General features: G+C 30.8%; 15 protein-coding genes. 13 read left to right on the forward strand and 2 right to left on the reverse strand.

What is annotated here, in order from left to right:
- Window positions 1-14 precede the first annotated feature (14 nt).
- The 13 genes from AANAER_RS02845 to AANAER_RS02905 all read left to right on the forward strand — a co-directional run bounded on the left by AANAER_RS02845 (window position 15) and on the right by AANAER_RS02905 (window position 14,621).
- Window positions 15-497: a hypothetical protein gene (locus AANAER_RS02845; RefSeq protein WP_129082332.1), complete on the forward strand. Its 483-nt coding sequence runs from the start codon at window positions 15-17 to the stop codon at window positions 495-497.
- Between the two features lie 79 nt (window positions 498-576).
- Window positions 577-921, forward strand: coding sequence for a DUF6394 family protein (locus AANAER_RS02850; protein ID WP_044416188.1), 345 nt, complete (start codon window positions 577-579; stop codon window positions 919-921).
- A 2-nt stretch (window positions 922-923) separates the two neighbouring features.
- On the forward strand, window positions 924-3,389 hold the full coding sequence (gene leuS / locus AANAER_RS02855; protein WP_129082333.1) for a leucine--tRNA ligase: 2,466 nt from the start codon (window positions 924-926) through the stop codon (window positions 3,387-3,389).
- A 1-nt stretch (window position 3,390) separates the two neighbouring features.
- On the forward strand, window positions 3,391-3,903 hold the full coding sequence (gene lptE / locus AANAER_RS02860; RefSeq protein WP_129082334.1) for an LPS assembly lipoprotein LptE: 513 nt from the start codon (window positions 3,391-3,393) through the stop codon (window positions 3,901-3,903).
- Window positions 3,904-3,906: 3 nt separating this feature from the next.
- Complete coding sequence (locus tag AANAER_RS02865) at window positions 3,907-5,073, forward strand: bifunctional folylpolyglutamate synthase/dihydrofolate synthase (protein WP_129082335.1); 1,167 nt, start codon at window positions 3,907-3,909, stop codon at window positions 5,071-5,073.
- Window positions 5,063-5,989, forward strand: coding sequence for a M23 family metallopeptidase (locus AANAER_RS02870; protein ID WP_044416180.1), 927 nt, complete (start codon window positions 5,063-5,065; stop codon window positions 5,987-5,989). Before AANAER_RS02865 ends, AANAER_RS02870 begins: the two co-directional genes overlap by 11 nt.
- Window positions 5,935-6,381, forward strand: a complete 447-nt coding sequence (locus tag AANAER_RS02875; RefSeq protein ID WP_052502592.1) for a bactofilin family protein — start codon at window positions 5,935-5,937, stop codon at window positions 6,379-6,381. Before AANAER_RS02870 ends, AANAER_RS02875 begins: the two co-directional genes overlap by 55 nt.
- Entirely contained in the window at window positions 6,362-8,485 is a 2,124-nt protein-coding gene (locus AANAER_RS02880; protein WP_129082336.1) for a DEAD/DEAH box helicase, read from the forward strand. Before AANAER_RS02875 ends, AANAER_RS02880 begins: the two co-directional genes overlap by 20 nt.
- A 13-nt stretch (window positions 8,486-8,498) precedes the next feature.
- Window positions 8,499-10,142, forward strand: a complete 1,644-nt coding sequence (locus AANAER_RS02885) for a cation:proton antiporter (protein WP_129082337.1) — start codon at window positions 8,499-8,501, stop codon at window positions 10,140-10,142.
- 119 nt (window positions 10,143-10,261) lie between these two features.
- Window positions 10,262-11,452: a TolC family protein gene (locus tag AANAER_RS02890; protein WP_129082338.1), complete on the forward strand. Its 1,191-nt coding sequence runs from the start codon at window positions 10,262-10,264 to the stop codon at window positions 11,450-11,452.
- Window positions 11,453-11,456: 4 nt separating this feature from the next.
- The gene (locus AANAER_RS02895; protein ID WP_129082339.1) at window positions 11,457-12,713 is read left to right on the forward strand and encodes an efflux RND transporter periplasmic adaptor subunit; all 1,257 of its coding nucleotides are present in this window, start codon (window positions 11,457-11,459) and stop codon (window positions 12,711-12,713) included.
- Window positions 12,706-13,410 (forward strand): ABC transporter ATP-binding protein, encoded by a 705-nt coding sequence (locus tag AANAER_RS02900; RefSeq protein ID WP_129082340.1) that lies wholly within the window; start codon window positions 12,706-12,708, stop codon window positions 13,408-13,410. The genes AANAER_RS02895 and AANAER_RS02900 overlap by 8 nt, the downstream gene beginning before the upstream one ends.
- Window positions 13,410-14,621, forward strand: coding sequence for an ABC transporter permease (locus AANAER_RS02905; RefSeq protein WP_129082341.1), 1,212 nt, complete (start codon window positions 13,410-13,412; stop codon window positions 14,619-14,621). Before AANAER_RS02900 ends, AANAER_RS02905 begins: the two co-directional genes overlap by 1 nt.
- A gap of 25 nt (window positions 14,622-14,646) precedes the next feature.
- On the opposite strand, the gene AANAER_RS02910 is transcribed toward AANAER_RS02905, so the two are convergent.
- Window positions 14,647-15,456, reverse strand: a complete 810-nt coding sequence (locus AANAER_RS02910) for a DUF4198 domain-containing protein (protein ID WP_129082342.1) — start codon at window positions 15,454-15,456, stop codon at window positions 14,647-14,649.
- A gap of 14 nt (window positions 15,457-15,470) precedes the next feature.
- Window positions 15,471-17,507, reverse strand: a complete 2,037-nt coding sequence (locus AANAER_RS02915; RefSeq protein ID WP_129082343.1) for a TonB-dependent receptor domain-containing protein — start codon at window positions 17,505-17,507, stop codon at window positions 15,471-15,473.
- Between the last annotated feature and the right edge of the window lie 24 nt (window positions 17,508-17,531).

Raw genomic sequence — 17,531 nt, forward strand, 5'->3', positions numbered from 1 at the left:
GACGAGATAACCAAATGAACAAAGATAAACTAAAACAGGTAAAAGAAAGCTTTGATAAAATAACATCCCAAAACTCTACAAATTGGAAACTGGTACTATTTTGGATTTTTTGTTTAGAAGTTGTTGCAGCTATTGTGGAATTTATCTGGGTTGATAAATATGTTGAATACTCGGTAAAAGTTCCACATACACCTACTGTTGAAGTATTAGTAGGTCTTGGAGTTACTATCTTTGTCTGGTTTTGTATATATACTATTATTTATGATGATACGAAAAACAGATTTAGACTGCTTATACTTACTTTAATAGGACTCTATTTTGTTGTAACAAATGATTTCAGTTTGCAGTTTTTATTAAACAATTTAAATCCTCTGCATTTTTTTGAACTTGATTTCGGTGCAGTTTTGATTTTAGAACTTCTTTTTAAACTTATAATTCTTTATTTGATTTATCAACTTATTATAAGTGCAAAGAAAAATAAGCAGGATATAAAGTAATAAGCCCACCTCTTAAAAGTCATTTTTTAACATATTTTAGGTAAAATATTGGCTTTAAGAAAACATATGAAGGATAATCATGGATTGGGGTAAGGTAACTTATATATTCTTTTCGCTCATGTCTTTAACTACTACAGCAGGGTTTCTTTATGAACCAAACGCAGTAGCACTTTTTTTAGCAGCAGGGGTCAATGTTATTTCAACAATATTAAAAATCGGTGTTAAAAATCTGCTGGCAGCTGAATTGTTAGCTAGTTCATTAGTTGCGGACTTACACCTTATTCCCTCTTTTATGGTATTAACTTTTATAGGAGATGAACCTATGGCTACTTCTCTTGCAATAGGAGCAATAGTAGCAAATATATTCTCAATAGCTTTAGCATTGATTGAGAGTGCAAAAAGTCAAGATAAGGAAGAGTATTAAATATGGAGTATAATCCAAAGGAAATAGAGACAAAGTGGCAAAACTATTGGAAAGAGAATGATAGTTTTGAACCTCAAGAAGATTATAAAAAAGATAAAAAATATATTTTAAGTATGTTCCCTTACCCAAGCGGTAGAATTCATATGGGACATGTAAGAAACTACTGTTTAGGTGATGCTTTTGCAAGATATTTTAGAAAAGCAGATTTTAACGTACTTCATCCCATAGGATGGGATAGTTTCGGTATGCCTGCGGAGAATGCGGCGATAAAACATAAACTTCATCCTAAAAAATGGACTTATGAAAATATAGATTATATGAGAGATGAATTAAGAGCTTTAGGTCTCTCTTTTTCTACTACAAGAGAGTTTGCTACTTCTGACGAACTTTATACAAGATGGGAACAAGAGTTTATTATAAAAATGTATGAAGAGGGACTTTTATATAGAAAATCAACAAATGTAAATTGGTGTCCTCATGATTTAACCGTATTGGCAAATGAGCAGATTGAAGAGGGGTGCTGCTGGAGATGCGGAACTCCTGTAATCCAAAAAGAGATGCCCGGTTATTACATAGCTATTACTAAGTATGCTCAAGAGTTGTTAGATGATTTAAAAACTTTAGAAGGACAATGGCCTTCACAAGTTTTAACTATGCAAGAGAATTGGATAGGAAGAAGTGAAGGTTTAGAGTTTAGTTTTGAACTCTCTAAAGAGTCAAGATACAAATTAGATAAACAGTTTGATTCATATAAAGTTTTTACAACTAGACCCGATACGATTTACGGAATCTCTTATTCTGCTTTGGCTCCTGAACATCCTATAGTTAAATATATAGTAGAAAACAAACTTTTAAGTGATAGCAAAATTGAAGCAATTAAAGCTATGCAAAAAGTTAGCGAAAGAGATAGAGCAACAATGCCAAAAGAGGGAGTATCTTTAGAAATAGAAGTTATTCACCCTTTAACTGCTCAAAAAATTCCTGTTTGGGTTGCCAATTTTGTTCTAAGTTCATACGGTGGAGGTGCCGTAATGGCAGTTCCTGCGCATGACGAAAGAGACTTTGAGTTTGCCAAAGAGTATGATTTACCTATAAAACAAGTGATTGTAGGAGATTCGGGATTAATTGAAAATATGACTGAGGCTTATACAGGTGAGGGTAAATTAATAAATTCTGAAGGTTTTTCAGGACTTAAAAATACAAAAGCAAAAAAATCGATAATCTATCATTTTGAACAAAACTCTTTAGGTTCAAAACAGATTAATTTCAAACTAAGAGACTGGGGAGTTTCAAGACAGAGATACTGGGGGGCTCCTATTCCTTTTGTTCATTGTGAAGATTGTGGATTGGTTCCTGAAAAAAGTGAAAATCTGCCTATTTCTCTTCCTGAAGATGTTGAAATAACAGGAGAAGGAAATCCTTTAGATACTCATCCTACTTGGAAACATTGTAAATGTCCAAAATGCGGTAAAGATGCAATAAGAGAGACAGATACTCTTGATACTTTCGTGCAATCATCTTGGTATTTTTTAAGATATGCAACAAATCCAAAAAAATGGACTAAAGAGGGAGTTTCAAAAAAAGACAGCGATTATTGGATGGATGTAGATCAATATATCGGTGGAATTGAACATGCAATTTTACACCTTTTATATGCAAGATTTTTTACAAAAGTTTTAAATGATTTGGGATATACGAACTCAAGAGAACCTTTCAAAAGACTGTTAACGCAAGGAATGGTTTTAAAAGACGGTGCAAAAATGTCTAAATCAAAAGGAAATGTTGTAGATCCTGATTTAATTGTAGATAAATACGGTGCAGATACGGCTAGACTTTTTATCCTTTTTGCAGCTCCTCCTACAAAAGAGTTAGAGTGGAATGACAGTGCCGTTGACGGAGCTTTTAAATTTATTAAAAGATTTGCGGACAGAAGTTCTAATGTTACATTTAAAGCTGTAGAAAACTTTAAAAACATAAATCACTCTGCACTTTCAAAAGATGAAAAAGAGGCTAGAAGAAAAGTTTATGAGGCTTTACAAAAATCAAATGACGTATTTAATAAAACCTACGCTTTTAATACTTTAATTGCAGCTTCGATGGAAGCTATGAACGCACTTCAAGCACAAAACAACGAACTTGTTTGGGCAGAAGGTTATTATATTTTAACAAATATTTTAGAACCTATTATCCCTCATCTATCTTGGGAACTTGCAACTAAACTTTTCAAAAGAGAAAATTTTAATGATAAAATTGAAGTAAAAGATGAAGTTTTTGAACTTGATTCGATTACTCTTGCTGTTACAATTAACGGTAAAAAAAGATGCGAAGTTGAAATCTCGGCTGATGCTTCAAAAGATGAGATTTTAACAACGGCAAAAAATAGTGCCTCTAAATGGTTAGAAGGCAAAGAGTTGATAAAAGAGATTGTAGTACCGAATAAATTGGTAAATTTGGTTGTAAAGGGTTAAGATGAGACTAAGTCGTTTACTGATTCTTATTTCATTGATTTTTATAATTTCAGGATGTGGATATAAGCCAGCTACTTATTACACTAAAAAAGAGCTAAAAGGAAAAGTCTTTGTAAATCTAAAGATAAACTTGGAAGATCCTAGAAATGTCGTATTAATAAAAGATGCAATGAATGAAATATTAGTACATAGACTTGGTTCAAAAATCGTTGATGATCCCGCGCAGGCTGATACCATTATGAACTTAGATTTGCAAAGAGTAAATATGGGGGTTGTTCAAGAAGATACTCAAGGGTACAGTAAAGTATATAAAGCAACCGTAACAGTTCATGTTGATTATAAAAATGATACAAGAAGCGGAAGCTTTAGTGTAACAGGAGAGAATGACTTCCCTATAGATACCGTTGACGGTGCTATTACGGATTCAAATAGATTCCAAGGTATCAAAGAAGCAGCTAGCAAAGCTTTAGAAGAGGTAATTTCTAAACTGGCGATAAACTCTTTTAAAAAGTAGATTATGTTGGATTTTAAAACTGCTTGCTTAAGTGATATTTTAAGTCATAAAACTATGTATTATGATGAGATTGATTTTTCCATTGTTAAAAAATCCTGGGATATCTTATCTAAATATATAAAAATACCTTTTATTATACATATAGTAGGAACAAACGGGAAAGGAAGTACAGGCAGATTTTTAGCCCACTATTTACATAAAAAATCTTTTAAGATTTTGCATTATAGTTCTCCTCATATTCTGAAATTTAATGAAAGAATTTGGATAAACGGAAAAGACAGTTTAGATTTTGAATTAAACTATGCAAGTAGAAAAATTCAAAAATATCTGCCTCTTTATCTTTTAGAAAAACTTACATATTTTGAATATACAACTCTTTTAGCTCTTGTTTTATCAGACGGTTTAGATTATTTGGTACTTGAAGCAGGGCTTGGAGGAGAATTTGATGCAACAAACGTAGTTCCTGCTGATATCTCTTTAATTACGACTATAGGTTTAGATCATCAAAATTTTCTAGGAAACAGCATAAAAGAGATTGCAAAAACAAAAATGAGAGCAGCCGATAAAAAAATGTTTATAGGTTATCAAGTTTTTGACGAAGTTTATGATGTGGCAAAAGAAGTAAAAAAAGAGTTAAAAGAAGAGTTTGACAGAGATATTCTTATTAAAAAAGTTGAAAATTTTGAAGAGTCTAATTTAAATAAAAAATTTCCTCTTTTTTTAAGAAGAAATCTTCATCTTGTAATAGAGACTCTAAAAGAGCTTGGTATTGAGATAGATGAAAAACTTTTTGATGATGTAAAACTTTTCGGACGTTGCCAAAAAATAGCTTCTAATATTACAGTAGATGTGGGACATAACCCTTTAGCCGCACAAGTGTTGTTAAAAGAGTTTGAAAATAAAAAAGTGAGTCTTATATATAATTCATATAAAGATAAAGATTATAAAGAGGTCTTAAAAATCTTAAAACCTATAATATCTGAAATAAGAATTATAGATTTGGATGATAAAAGGGTTGTTGATAAAAATAATTTATTAGATATTTGTAATAAATTGAATATAATAATTAATACTAATAATGAAATAAGTGATGATAAAGAGTATTTGGTATTCGGTTCATTTTTAGTAGTTGAAAAATTTTTGAAAGATTTAAGTTTTGATGAAAAATAGATTAATAATTACCATCTCTGATGTTCGTAGTACAAGATCTTATAATGTACATCAGATAATAAAAAAAGTCGCATTGATTATAGTTTTAGTCGTATTGTTAATAATCGCTATCTCTTTTTGGTTTATTTCGGAATTAAATGACAATGTTGACACTTTGAAAGAGGAAAAAGAACAAGAGATTCAAAAAAAAGAGCAACAAATCTCTGTTTTAGTAGAAAAAGAAAAAAAACTTCAAGCACAAAATCATTTTTATTCTATGCAGATAAAAGGGAAAGTAGAGGATATAAACGCTCTAAGTTCAAAACTCGATCATATTGAGGAAATGATAGGTCTTAGAAGCGATAATGAGAAAAAAGAAGAGATAACACAAGAAACATTAAAATCAATAAATGATAGAATAAAAATGTATATGTTAACAACAATGCCTAGCGGTTCACCTCTAAGAGAGACTACAATCACTTCTTCTTTTGGATATAGAATACATCCTGTAACAAAAAAGAAAAAATTTCACAGAGGAATAGATTTAAGAGCTAAAAGAAAAACAGAAGTTTTTGCAACAGGAGATGGTGTTGTAAGTTTTGCAAGAGCTAATGACACAGGCGGTTTTGGACGGGTAATTAAAATCAGACACAATTTTGGTTTTGAAACAGTGTATGCCCACTTAAATAAAATCTATGTAAAAACAGGTGATATTATAAGAAAAAATCAAAAAATCGGTTTAAGTGGAAACAGCGGTAGAAGTACGGCTCCGCATTTACACTATGAAGTCAGATACGGCTCTAGGATTTTAAATCCAAATCAATTTATAAAATGGCAGTTAGGAAATTTTTATACTATCTTTAAAAAAGAGAGGAGAGTTCGATGGGAATCTTTGGTAAGGCTAATAAACGAACAGTCAAAAATGGTGCGACGGTAATTGCCCATGGGACTTGCATAATCGGCGGTATAACTACCGAAGGAAGTGTGCATATCGACGGAAAGTTTGAAGGGGTTATATTAGAAGCAGATTTAATCTCTATAGGAAAAACCGGTGAAGTAATCGGTGATATAAAAGCAAACAATTTAATTGTAAGCGGACTTTTAGACGGTAAAATAGACTGTAATCAGGTTCAGATTCTATCAGAAGGTAAAGTCATCGGAAATATGAAGTACAATGAACTCATAATAGAAGAAGACGGAAAATTTGAAGGGCAAGGCATTAGAAAAGGTTCTAATCTAACAAGTAAATATGATGAAGTTGAAAATAAAATCAATAACATAATATTAAGTCCTGCACAACAAATTAAACATGAATCCAACAATTCATGAACGGTTAGAAGCGCTCTATTCTCAAAAGAATGAGATTGAAAAAGAGATTGCAAAACTTGAGGAAGAGTTAAAAAAACAGACCTATTATAACCTAAAAAGAAAACTCTCAAAAGATGAAAAAATTCAACTTTTTGAAGAACTCTTTGTAAATAGAAAAGATATATATGCCAGAAAATGGATTAGTAAAGATAGAATAAAACAGAGATTTTTTCCCGTTACTCAAACTTTTAAAGGCAGTGATTTCATCCCTATTACAAATAAAGATTTGGAACTGCATTTAAGGGGACAAATCCATCTTGCTTCATATTTAATAGATGAACAAAACAGAGTAAAATTTATAGTTTTAGAAATTTTACCAAAAGATATCCAACGTTTATTAGATACTTTTTCTCTTTTAAAAGAGGACTTTTTATTTGAATACAGCTCTTACGGTTCAGTTTATGTTTGGCTCTTTTTTGAAACAAAAACAAGCAGTAAAGATGCCAGAAAATTTGCCCAATATATTTTAAGAAAATCAAATATAAACGCAAAAATCTATCCCAACAAAGATTTTTCCACAAAAGCCGGTTTAGAAGAACCTATTGAAATTCCTCTGCACTTAGGCTTTAGAAATGAAAACAAAACAGTCTTTTTTGACCCTGTTACGAAAAAAGTCTATACGGATCAGTGGAAAGTTTTATTAAATATAAAAAAAATATCTTCTCAAACATTGAATAAATATTTGGATTTTGAATCGGTTAATAATACAAGTTTTATTTTAGAGGATATACAAATACCTCCTTTTAAACTGAATATCAAGCTATATGATTTTTTATATATTCCGACAAAAGATTTATCAAAAAGTTTTATTAACAAATTAAAAAGTTTTGCAACTTTTGATAACCCTCAGGTAAAAGTTCTCTTAAAGTTAAGAAAACCTTTATATAACACTCCAAGAGTAATAAAAAATTTTGAAGAAGATGAAGTCTATTTAAAACTTCCAAGAGGTTTGATTTATAAAGTTGAAGAGTTCTTTAAAGAGTATAGTGTAAATTATATCATTGAAAATAAAACTTATCTGGAAAAAATTGAGACAAAAAAAATAAAATTTGAATTAAGAGAAGAACAAGAAGAGGCAATTAAGGCTATTAATAAAAATGATTTTTGTATTTGTGTTGCTCCTCCGGGTTTTGGAAAGACCTTAATTGGAGCAAAAATGTTTGAACTAAGAGCTTGCAGCACTTTAATAATAGTAAATAAAAATATGCTTTTAAGTCAATGGATAGAGAGATTTGTGGATTATTTTGCTTATGATAAAAAAGATATCGGATATCTAGGAAAAGGGAAAAACAAACTAAACGGAAAAATAGATGTAGCTACAATGCAAAGTCTTAAAAATTCTCCTGAAATTATAAATGAATACTCTTTTGTAATAGTTGACGAATGCCACCATATCCCGGCAGTTACCTTTGAACAAATCGTTAAAAACTTTTTTGGAAGATATATCTTAGGTCTAAGTGCCACTCCAAATAGAAAAGACGGCTTACAGCCGATACTCTTTGAACAACTTGGAAAAATAGCTTATGAGTACAAAAGTAAAAGAAGTGTCAAAAATCATCTAAAAATAATAAGAACGGATTTTACAAGTAATTGTGAAACTTATGCAGAACTTATTAATGAAATTTCAAGGGATGAAAAAAGAAACAATCTTATTATCGAGCAAATTTTATTAAATAAAAAAAGGAAAATTTTACTTTTAACTGATAGAATAGAACATATAAATATTTTAGAACAAAAACTTTCAAGTATGGATATTGATTTTGTTTCGATACACGGAAGCATAAGTAAAAAAGAGCAAGAAGAGAAGATGGCACAAATCGAACAAAAAAGTTTGATACTGGCTACTACTTCATATTTCGGGGAAGGAATAGATTTTCCTCATTTAAATACAATTATTTTTGCGACACCTATATCATATTACGGAAGATTAGTTCAATATTTAGGAAGAATAGGAAGAGGAAATCAAGAGTGTCTGGCAATAGATTTCCTAGATCATAAAAATGCAATGCTTAATTCTGCTTACAAAAAAAGAGTAGAAGGGTATAAGCAGATGCACTATATCTAAAGTTGAGGTTAAAATGTTAGGGATTATTGTTTGGACTTTGTTTATTGCAATTATTGTAAATCTTGTATTAAAAAAAGTTCATCTTCCGACTATTATAGGTTATATTATAACAGGAACGATAATCGCTTATGTTTTTGATCTGCATAATGCCGTAAATAATCATGACTTAAAAGAGATTGCCGAATTCGGTGTAGTCTTTTTGATGTTTACCATTGGATTGGAGTTCTCTATTAGTCATCTAAAACAGATGCGAAGAGAGGTCTTTTTCACAGGTAGTCTGCAAATTATCGTAACTACTATATTTGTAACTCTTATTTGTATGTTTGTTTTGGGCTTTGATTTTAAAACTTCTTTAGTAATAGGTGCGGCCTTGTCTTTGTCTTCTACGGCAATCGTACTTAAAACCTATAATGAAACAAATGATATTAAAAAAAGGCATGGACAAAGAGTTTTAGGAATATTAATAATGCAGGATATTGCAGTTATTCCTATTTTATTAATGATCTCTTTTTTTACTTCAAACGGTGAGCATGATGTTATAAGACTTATTTTTAATACGGCAGTTGCCGCATTTATTCTTATAGCTCTACTCTATCTTGTAGGAAGATATCTTTTAGAACCTTTTTTTGAACATGTAACCAAAGCAGAATCCGATGAACTTTTTGTAGCTTCTGTTTTGCTTGTTGCAATAGGAGCTTCATATCTTGCCCATTATTTCGGATTTACTTACTCTTTAGGAGCTTTTGTAGCAGGTATGATGATTAGTGAGACAAAGTTTAAACATCAAGTAGAAGCAGACCTGACACCTTTTAGAAATCTTCTTTTGGGAGTCTTCTTTATTACTGTAGGAATGCAGATAAACTTCTCCGTAATTGCACAAAATATTCTTATAATCTTAATACTTCTTCCCACTTTGCTGCTTATTAAATATTTGATAATCTATTTAATAGTAAGAATCGACGATACAAAAAGAGTTGCTTTTAAAACAGCTTTATCTTTGATTCAAATAGGGGAATTCTCTTTGGCTGTACTTGAACTTGCAAGAAGTTCCAATCTGATAAATCCTACATATTCACAGATTTTGATAGTAACCATAGTAATATCTATGATTTTAACACCTATTATTTTAAAAAATCTCTCTAAGTTTGCGGGAAAATTACTTCCTGAAGATCCTTTGAGTATAGCAAATACTTACAATATAGATAAAGATACAAAAGGTCATGTTGTAGTTATAGGTTATGGACATTTAGGTCAAGAAATTGCAGCTAATTTAAGACTTGACGGACATGAATATGTAATAGTCGAACACAATCTTAAATATTTTGAAATGGGTTATTTAGATGATGAACCTATAATTTTCGGAAATGCAGCACATAAACATATCTTGGAATCCGTAAATATAAGACAAGCTTGTGCCGTAATAGTTGCAATTGATAATCCCGAAAAAGTTCATTTAGTATGTGAAGTTATAAATGATTTGACCCATAATACTAAAACTATAGTAAAAGTGACAAGATTTAGCGAAAAAGAGGAACTTCAAAATCTACATTTGGAACATATCATAGTAGAAGATGATATTGTTGCAAGAGCTTTAGTAGAAGAGACAAAAGAGTGTAAAGTCGATTTCGTAGAAGAAGAAAATAAAAAAAAGCAGTAACTTAAATCTCTAATAATAGTTATTAAAATTGTTTTATTAAAAAACTGTTAAACTTTTATTTAAAAAAGGTTTATAGTATTAATCTATAATTAGATGTTGAAAAGAAAAGGAGATATAAATTGAAAAAATTTATAATACTCTCTTTTCTATCTTCACTTCTTTTTGCGAATAATTTAACGATTTTAAATAAAGACAAAAAAGATTTAAGAGAGATAGAGAAGAAGATAATACAGGAAAATTACGAAAAGCTGAAAAATGAGTGGATCTCTTCTATTGATTTAACCTCAAATATCAAAAGAAGTCACACTTTTAATAAAGATTCCGATAGTTTTAATAAAAGCGTATCAATAGGTTTTTCCCAAAATATTTTTGAATCAGGAGGAATTGAGTTTACGATTCAGTATGCAAAAGATAAGCTAAAAGCAGATTCTTTAAACTGGGAGAGTGATAACAATGAACTTTTTCAAGATATTTACGAAATTTTATTAAATATAGAAAAACTCAAGGTTCAATTAGAACAAAGTGCCGATAAATATAAAAACTCTGAAATAGAGTTAATTATAAAAAAAGTTCAGTATGAAGCAGGTGACGGTGATATTACTGAATTAAACGATGCAATAATGTCTAAAAACAATCAGTATAAAGAGATTATAAATTTAAAAAACTCTATAAAAGAGCAAGAGTTAAATTTAGCCAAATATACAAACTTGAAATATAACCAGATAAAAATTATTGATTTTAGAAATATAAATAAAAAAGATTATCTTGAAAAAAATATCCAACTGATGTATGAAAATGCTTCTGCCGAACTTTTAAATACTACTTATAAAAAACAAAAAAGTGAATATTTGCCTAGTATCGGTTTATCTACGGAGTATTCATATTCAGATTCGGATAATATGACTGATGATATAAACAACTATACCTCTTCGGGAAGTATAGGTTTGAATCTTACAATTCCTCTTTATGATATAAATAAAAAAGCAACCTTGCAAAAAGCAAAGTTGGATTATTTAAAACAGAAAATCAGTTTAAATGATTTGAAAAATGAGTTGTCGAAAACCTTTGATGAGGCTTTGACAAAAATCGATACATATAAAAAATATAATAAAACTATTGAAGAAAATATAAAGTTATATGAAGATTTGATTGAGGTAAATGAAGCTTCAAATCAAGCAGGAATGTCTCCTACTTATGATTTGGAAGTATTAAAAAACACAAAAAAAATAAATGAATATGATTTGGCAATAAATGATATAAATATACAGTTAGAGTATGCAAAATTATATTTTAAAATAAAGGAAGATTAAATTAATGGATTCAAATTTACAAGAACAACTAACTGCACACAGCAAAGCAAGTTCCAAAAAAAAATATATTTGGTATGCTCTTCTTTTATTGGTTATTATATCTTTTGCTTATTACTTTTTTATTTTGAAAAAAGATAGTTCAAATGAAGCAGTAACGTATAATACGCAAAATATAAAAAGAGGGAATCTTCAAGTTACGGTAATGGCAACAGGTAACTTGGAACCTACAAACAGTGTTGATATAGGAATTGAAGTATCAGGAACAATAAAAGAGATTTACGTAGATTTTAACGATAAAGTAAAAGTAGGGCAGGTTTTGGCAAAACTTGATACTACAAAATTAAAAGCCCAAGTCGATAGTTCAAGAGCCTCTTTATCAGTAGCAAGAGCAAATCAAAAAGAGAGTGAAGTAAATGTAAAAAATAAAAAACTGGTTTACGACAGAACTCTAAAAATGTTTAAACAATCAAAAGGAAAATACCCTTCTCAAAACGATGTTGATGATGCAAAATTTTCTTATGAAGCTGCACAAGCAACCTATGAAGCAAACAAAGCACAAGTAGAACAGGCAAAATTTAATCTAAAAACCAATCAAGATAATTTGGCAAAAGCGGTTGTAAAATCTTCGATTGACGGAATCGTTTTAGACAGAGTTGTGGAAATAGGGCAGACAGTTGCCGCTTCAATGTCTACTCCTACACTTTTTACCCTGGCAAAAGATTTGACGAAAATGCAGTTAATAGTAAGTATAGATGAAGCAGACGTAGCAAATATAAAAGAGGGCTTGACAGTTTTATTTACCGTAGATGCTTATCCAAAGGAGACTTTTAAAGGAGTAATAAAACAAGTAAGATTAAATCCTATTGAAGAGAGTGGCGTAATAACATATGAAACGGTAGTTACCGTTGAAAACGAGAGACTTCTTTTAAGACCGGGAATGACTGCTTCTGCAAGAATTATAACAAAACAGCTGAAAAATAAACTTTTGGTTCCAAATAGTGCTTTAAGATACCAGCCTTCCAAACTAGAAGAGAAAAGAAGAAGTATGAGTTTACTCCCTAGAGGACCAAGAGGAAATGGAAATAGATCTAAAGATTTAACGAAAGCTAGTTTTAAAAACTTATATATCTTAGAAAATTCCCAACCAAGAAAAGTAAGAGTGAAAGTTTTAGAAACGGACGGAAAATTTACGGCAATTGAATCAAAAGAGTTAAAAGAAGATGATGAGGTAATAACCTCTCAAGAGAGTAATAATGGCTGAAAACAAAAAAATTATCGAATTTAAAGATATAGTAAAGACTTACGGTAAGGGAAATGCCGCAACATATGCTTTAAACAAAGTAAGTTTTTCTATAAATCAAGGAGAATTTGTAGCTATTATGGGAGCAAGCGGAAGCGGAAAATCTACTTCAATGAATATAATAGGCTGCCTTGATTTGCCTACAAGCGGAGAGTATTTGTTCAACGGCATAAATATTGAAAAACTAAATAGAAATCAAATGGCACTTATTAGAAGAAACTATTTAGGTTTTGTATTTCAAAGTTTTAATCTCTTAGGAAGAACTTCCGCTTTAGATAATGTGGAGTTGCCTTTGATATATAGAAAAACTCCTTCAAAACAGAGAAAACTAATAGCTTTTGAGGCTCTTAAAAAAGTCGGTTTGGAATCTGTTGCAAATAATACTCCCGCCGAACTTTCAGGAGGGCAACAACAAAGAGTGGCAATAGCAAGAGCAATAGTAACAAACCCTTTAGTCCTTTTAGCCGATGAACCGACAGGAAACTTGGATAGTATAAAAAGTTTGGAAATAATGAACCTTTTAAAAAAACTAAATGAAGAATCAAAAATAACGATTATTATGGTAACTCACGAAGAAGAGATGGCAAAATTTGCCAATAGAGTTATATATTTTAGAGACGGTCATATTGAAGATAGTCTAAAAAAAGGATTTAAATAATGTTTGTAAATGCCTTTTTAATAGCAATAAAAGAGATAAGAAGAAATATTTTAAGATCAATTTTGACTACTCTTGGAATAGTAATAGGGGTTGCTTCGGTTATCGCTATGGTTATGATTGGAGATGGAACAACCGCAAATGTCCAACAAAGTATATCTAAGCTTGGAACTAATATGCTGATTTTAAGAGTGGGACAAGAAAGAAGAGGAAAACCAAGAAGCGACAATAGTGCCAGACCTTTTAAAGAAGAAGATATTAAAGCAATAAAAAACCAAATCTTAAATATAAAAGCGGTTGCGGCTGAAAATAGTTCAAGCGTAAATACAATCTACTCAAATAAAAGTTATACTACCGCAGTAATAGGAACAGATAATGACTATTTTATTATAAAAGACTGGAAATTAAAAAGCGGAAGAGAGTTTGATGAAAGTGAATTAAATTTCGGACAAACCTCTTGTATCTTGGGAACTACAATAGTAAAACAGCTTTTTGAAAATGAAGATCCTATAGGTTCAAAAATTAGACTCAAAAGTTTTGGATGCACCGTAGTCGGAGTTTTAGAATCAAAAGGAGCTGCGGCTTTCGGTAGAGATCAAGATGAGATTATAATAGTTCCTCTTAAAATGTTCCAAAGAAAAATTCAAGGAAACAAAGATATAAGCTCAATTTTAATATCAATAAACGGAAGTAAAAATATAGAAAAAGCCAAAAAAGATATTACTCTGCTTATGCAAGAAAGAAGAGGAATAAAAGTAGGAGAAGATAATAATTTTTATATAAGAGACATGGAAGAGTTACTTTCGACTATGACTTCTACTACAAAAATGTTTACATACCTTTTAGGTTCGATTGCAGCAATTAGTCTGCTTGTCGGTGGAATAGGAATTATGAATATTATGTTGGTTTCCGTAACTGAAAGAACAAGAGAGATAGGAATCAGGTTAGCTATTGGAGCAATGGAGAGTGAAGTTTTACTGCAATTTTTGGTTGAGTCTATTGTTTTATCAACTCTTGGAGGAATAATAGGAATCATATTAGGATTGTTAATAGGATATGCAGGAGTAAATCTTATGGAATTACCTTTCATACTTAATATTCAAATCATATTAATTGCTTTTGTATTCTCTACGTTAATTGGAGTTATATTCGGATATTTCCCTGCTAGAAAAGCTGCGAGATTGAATCCTATAGATGCTTTAAGATATGAGTAGAAAGTAATAAATACTTTCTACTTGGTTATTTTATAGTGATTGTTGCAGAGGCATTATTTATTAATGTTAACTCAGCCTCTTTTTTATGAGTTGTTTTAAAAATCCATTTACCGTTATTTGGAAGTGTGAATTTTGCTTTTCCTTTTCTAATTGAAGAAAAAAGTGCATTTGCATGAGGATTTTGTTCGCTTTTAGCTGTCATATAACCGCTTTGTAAAGCTTTTCCTTTATATAAAACTTCAAAAGTTACACTATCTCCTGCTTTTACTTTTGTTAAATCAGAAGTAGGGATAATCTCTAAATTATGACCTGCTTTTTTGGGTTGAGTCCATTCTTGAAATGCAAAATAACTTTTTGCAAAAGTATTGATTTGATTTGAAGATAAGATTTTTTCTGCATTTTTTATCTTATCTTTTGGTTCTCTTTTAAATCTAGTTTTCCCTTTTTTATCAATATATTTTGTAAAATAACCGGTTTTTGTAGCAAGTGCAATGCTGTAAGTACCTTTTTGCGATTTTTCGTCAAATGAAATTTTTTGCATTGCCATATTGCTTTGCGTAATTGTTAAATTGTCACCTTCAAAGATTTTCTCAACTTTTGAAAAAGGTTTTTTAAGTGCAATTTTTTCACCCTTTGGTTCTATTAAATCAAAAGAATCAAACTGCATTTTAGAAGGTACGGAATCATCAATAGAAATATTGTGACCCCAGCCTATGCCAACCGTAGTATGACCTCCTTTTTTTGATAAAGAATCAAATGAGTTAAGCCAAAGACTGTGTCCCATTAAACTACTTGCGGTGATAGTTCCTGCAAGTAATAGTTTTGAAATATTCATTTATTTATCCTTTCTTAAAATCTAACGTTCATTCCAACGATATATCTTCTACCGTCAAGCACTACGCCGTAGTCATCATTTGTAACTTCTTTATTTGTAAGATTATAAATTCCTGCTTTAAATTGTAAAGTCTTAGAGGCTTTATAAACTAAACCTGCATCAGCAAATCCATAACCCGGAGTTCCCTCACTCATTGAAGTTCTACCTAAATAATCGGAAGTTTTCCCTCTATAGTTAAATTGTGTCCAAGCTGACCATTTATTCGTTGCTTGCCAGTCCAGATTTAAATTGAACATATGCTTTGGCATTTTATTTAGTGGTTCCCCTTCAAAATCTCCGGATTTTTGTTCTGATTTAGTATATGTATAACTACTATTTAATGTAACTGTTGGAGTTACTTCGTAATCTAATGAAATTTCAACACCTCTTATTTGAGCTTTATCTATATTTTTCTTTGTACTTAAAAATAAAAAGTTGTTTCCTCCATAAGAGCATCCCCAAGTGGAAGGATCATTTCTATCTCCACCATTATCGCAATATCTGTCTTCCGCAATTTTATCTTTGTAATCTGTTTGGAATACCATTAAACTACTATTTAACCCTAAATCATCATCATAATAATTTACTCCTATTTCATAACTTACACTTTTCTCCGGTTCTAAATCTTCATTCCCTATAATAAGAGCTCTTGGATGTGGTGCTGGAGAACCTCCACCTCCTGTTCCTCTTCCAAAACCTTCTGTTGCATCTGAAAGTGTTGGTTGTCTATATCCTGTTGAAACTCCACCTTTAATTGTTAAATTGTCTGTCGCATGGTAAACACCATAAATTCTTGGACTTAATTCTCCTCCGAATAGTTCATCATCGTTGTATCTAATACCTGTTGTTAAAGCAAAATCTTTAAACATACTCCATTCATCTTCAATAAAAAGTGCACCAATCCATCTATCAACACTTTCTACGGCACCTTCAATATTTGATGATAACAGTCCATTTGTCTCATCTGTAAATTCTTCTTCTTTATACTGTCCACCGAAAGTTATTACATGATTTTTATAGAAATATGTAGCTTGGGTATTAAGAATATGTAAATCTTCTTTTTTTGTATCTGATTGGATTTTTGCAGTTTTATCATATTGATAATATGTATTAATTAGAAAATCGTTATAGTTACCTTGATGCGAAATTACATAAACATCTTTGTCTTGTGCATTATATGAACCGCTTGCTGTTTCAGCTATACTTTTCCCAGGTGTGGTTGTATATTCTTGTCTAGTAAAGTCATAACCCAATTTGATATTATTTTGTTCATCAACTTTCCAAGATAATTCTGTTCCAATTTTTCTTTTTTTTACTTCAGGTTCACTAGAAGAGGATTTACTCCCTTGAACTAAATCACTTTCATCTGTTCCCTGAAAGGCACCGTTTATTGATAAAGAAAGCTTATCCTTTATTATAGGTCCTGATAAAAATAGACTTGTATTATAACTGTCATTATTTATATCATTCCCTGATCCAGATTTGGCATATTCTGTTGTTATACTACCCGACCATTTATCAGCGGCTTTTTTAGTAATTATATTAATTACTCCACCCATAGCTTCTGACCCGTAAAGCGAAGACATCGGTCCTCTAATAATTTCTATTCTTTCTATCATATCTATAGGGGGTAAATTTGCTCCTGTTTTCCCTCCATCAGTTCCATTTGTATTAATAGAACGCCCAGAAGATATTGGTCTGCCGTCAACTAAATATAAAGTATAAGTTGCACTCATCCCTCTTATTGTTATGTCTTGGCTTGCTCCTCCACCTGAAACATAAACTCCAGGAATATTTTTTACTGCATCAATTACATCGGTATAAGATTTTTTTTGTAATTCTTCTGCTGTAATAACAGAGATACTAGCAGGTGCATCTGCAATGTTTTGTTCAAAACCGCTTGCACTGACAACCGTCACATCATTTAGTGAGTTTGTTGTCTCTTGGGCATTTAGTGTGGTTAATATTGCCGACAATGCCAGCGATAAGCTTACTTTTTTTCTAATATTCATTAAATCTCCTCATTTTTTATGAAT

Source organism: Halarcobacter anaerophilus, from assembly GCF_006459125.1.
GTDB classification, from domain to species: domain Bacteria; phylum Campylobacterota; class Campylobacteria; order Campylobacterales; family Arcobacteraceae; genus Halarcobacter; species Halarcobacter anaerophilus.